Annotated in this window: 4 protein-coding genes; 2 read left to right on the forward strand and 2 right to left on the reverse strand. The window is 74.2% G+C overall.

The window, feature by feature from the left end:
- Both ABZ371_RS31430 and ABZ371_RS31435 read left to right on the forward strand, forming a co-directional pair.
- On the forward strand, positions 1-861 hold an 861-nt coding region (locus ABZ371_RS31430), incomplete at its 5' end, for a sensor histidine kinase (RefSeq protein ID WP_358686087.1).
- Entirely contained in the window at positions 861-1,523 is a 663-nt protein-coding gene (locus ABZ371_RS31435) for a response regulator transcription factor (RefSeq protein WP_358686095.1), read from the forward strand. The genes ABZ371_RS31430 and ABZ371_RS31435, both read left to right, overlap by 1 nt.
- Here the strand turns inward: ABZ371_RS31435 and ABZ371_RS31440 are convergent.
- The gene (locus ABZ371_RS31440; protein WP_358686090.1) at positions 1,484-1,780 is read right to left on the reverse strand and encodes a DUF6332 family protein; all 297 of its coding nucleotides are present in this window, start codon (positions 1,778-1,780) and stop codon (positions 1,484-1,486) included. The two genes, ABZ371_RS31435 and ABZ371_RS31440, sit on opposite strands and share 40 nt — an antisense overlap.
- A 326-nt stretch (positions 1,781-2,106) precedes the next feature.
- Positions 2,107-2,472: a hypothetical protein gene (locus ABZ371_RS31445; protein ID WP_358686093.1), complete on the reverse strand. Its 366-nt coding sequence runs from the start codon at positions 2,470-2,472 to the stop codon at positions 2,107-2,109.
- Between the last annotated feature and the right edge of the window lie 152 nt (positions 2,473-2,624).

Below are 2,624 nucleotides of genomic sequence, written 5' to 3' on the forward strand. Positions count from 1 at the left end.
TATCTTTACCGATGGCACCGGGCGTTGGGTGAAGGCGTGGCGCCCTGGGATCTGGAGGCACTCGTCACCGCGTGGGCCGCCGCGATCGTCGCCGCGGCGGAACTCCTGCGGTCGCGTCGTGAACAGTGGGCGGCGGCACGCGCGGAGCGGGAGGCCGCGGCGCGGCGGCGGGCCGACGAGGAGCGGCTCCTGATGGCCCGCGAGCTCCATGACGTGCTGGCGCACAGCATCTCCGTCATCAACGTCCAGGCGGGAGTGGGCCTGGCCCTGCTCGACGCGGACCCCGAACAGGCCCGCACGGCCCTCACCACGATCAAGTCCGCCAGCAAGGAGGCGTTGGGCGAGGTCCGGCAGGTCCTGGAGAACCTGCGGACGCCGGGCGACGCCCCCCGGGCCCCGGCCCCCGGTCTGGACCGGCTCCCCGAGCTGGTCGATCAGGCGGCGGGCGCGGGCCTCACGGTGACCGTCGCGACGGACGGCCGCGGGCGGGTGGCGGTCCCGCCCGGCACCGACCTCGCGGCCTTCCGCATCGTGCAGGAGGCGCTGACGAACGTGGTCCGGCACTCGGGGTCGCGCACCGCGCAGATCCGCATCCGCTTCGGGGAAGGGCGCGTCCGGCTCCGTGTCGACGACGAGGGGCCGGCGACGGGCGGCGACGCCGGAGGCGGCGGGAACGGGCTCGTCGGCATGCGGGAGCGGGCCGCCGCACTCGGTGGGACCGTCGACGCGGGCCCGCGCCCCGGCGGCGGCTTCCGGGTCACGGCCGAGCTCCCCCTGCGGAACGGCCCGGGCGGCCCGGACAGTCCCGGCAGCCCGCGCACCTCCCCGGACGGGGCACCGGAAGTGGAGGAGGCACCGTAATCCGCATCGTGCTCGCAGACGACCAAGTGCTGGTGCGGGCAGGCTTCCGCGCCCTTCTGGACGCCCAGCCGGACATCGAGGTGGCCGGGGAGGCCGCCGACGGTGGCGAGGCGGTGCGCCTCGTGCGCCGGCTCAGGCCCGACACGGTGCTGATGGACATCAGGATGCCCGGGCTGGACGGCCTGGCCGCGACCCGCACGATCACGGACGACCCCGCGCTGCGGGAGGTGCGGGTGGTCATGCTCACCACCTTCGAACTCGACGAGTACGTGTTCGAGGCCATTCGCTCCGGAGCCTCGGGCTTCCTGGTCAAGGACACCGACCCCGAGGAGCTCCTGCGCGCGGTCCGAGCCGTCGTCGCCGGGGACGCCCTGTTGTCGCCGGGTGTGACACGCCGTCTCATCGCCGAGTTCGCCGCACGGTCCAAGAAACCGGCGGCGGCCACCGTCCTGGACGAACTGACGCACCGTGAGCGGGAGGTGATGGCACTCGTCGGCCTCGGTCTCTCCAACGAGGAGATCGCCCGCAGACTGATCGTCAGCCCGCTCACGGCCAAGACCCACGTCAGCCGTGCCATGGTGAAGCTGGGCGTGCGGGACCGGGCTCAGCTCGTGGTGCTCGCCTACGAGTCGGGGCTGGTGCGACCCGGTTGGCTGGGCTGAGCGGCCGGCACCCGCAGGCACTCCTCGTCGCGCGGGAAACGCCACAGCACATGCGCCACCCGCACCACGAACGCCAGTGCCCCGAGTACCGCCCCGGCCCGGAAGAGCAGGCGTTCCCCCGGGCCCGGGAGATGGAGGAGCAGTGCGGGCAGTACGGCGCCGGCGAACGTGACGGCTGCCACCAGGGCGCCGCTCACCACGGCGTAGCCGGTCTCGACGGTCATCGCGTCCCGCTCCGCCTGCGTACGTCGCCCCATGTCCGAAGTGTCGCAGCGGTGCTGTCCGGCGGCAAGGAGCGTAGACGCCGCCGAGGTCCCGATCCCGCCCCGCCGCCCCGGCCCCCGGCGCTCCACCCGCAGCGCCACGGAGTGCCGGGGCACCGGGGCCCGGCCCGGGACTTCACCGGCCCCGCGTCGTGGTCGGATCCGCCGACTGTCCGGACGGCGGTCCCCGCGTCCCAGTCCCTTCGGCCCTCCGGCGCGACCTCGGTGCCCGCCGCCCGGGCGGCAGGTGGGCCGACGGCCTTCGTGCACGGGGCGTCGGCGTCGGGCGAGACCCTCCCGGACGCTTCGGGCCGGGCGTTTCAAGCCCTCCGGGGGCGGGCCGGGCGCCCCCGGCCGGCATTGTGCAGCAACTGCGAGAACCAGCCCAGCGCACAGGCCTGCACGAGCACCGAAACGATCAGTGCGAGATACACGAACCAGGCGGGACCGCTCGCGTCCGCACCGGCCGCGGAGCCACCGAGGAGGAAGGCGAAGACGGTCGGCGCCGCGAGGAAGAACAACCACACGCCGGCGAAGGAGGCGTCGTCGTGCGTCACGAACAGCGTGTCGACGGCGACGAACAGCGCGGCCGCCGCGACGAGGCCGAGATAGACGCGTGAGGCCGTGTTGCCGAAGGTCAGCCGTGCCGGCGTCCGCAGCAGTGGGTGATGCGTCAACTTGGTCATGTCCAGCTCCCCGTGGATCGTCGGTACCTCCAGCCTGCCTGCGGAAGGCCGTCGCCGCCTGAGTACCGCTACTCAATCGCCCAGGCGCGCACAGCGGCGCGCGCTCGAGGGCCCGGCGCCCGGCGCCGGCGGCGATCACGGGGAGCGGTCTC

This window comes from Streptomyces sp. NPDC005899, assembly GCF_040629645.1.
In the GTDB taxonomy this organism is placed as follows: Bacteria; Actinomycetota; Actinomycetes; order Streptomycetales; family Streptomycetaceae; genus Streptomyces.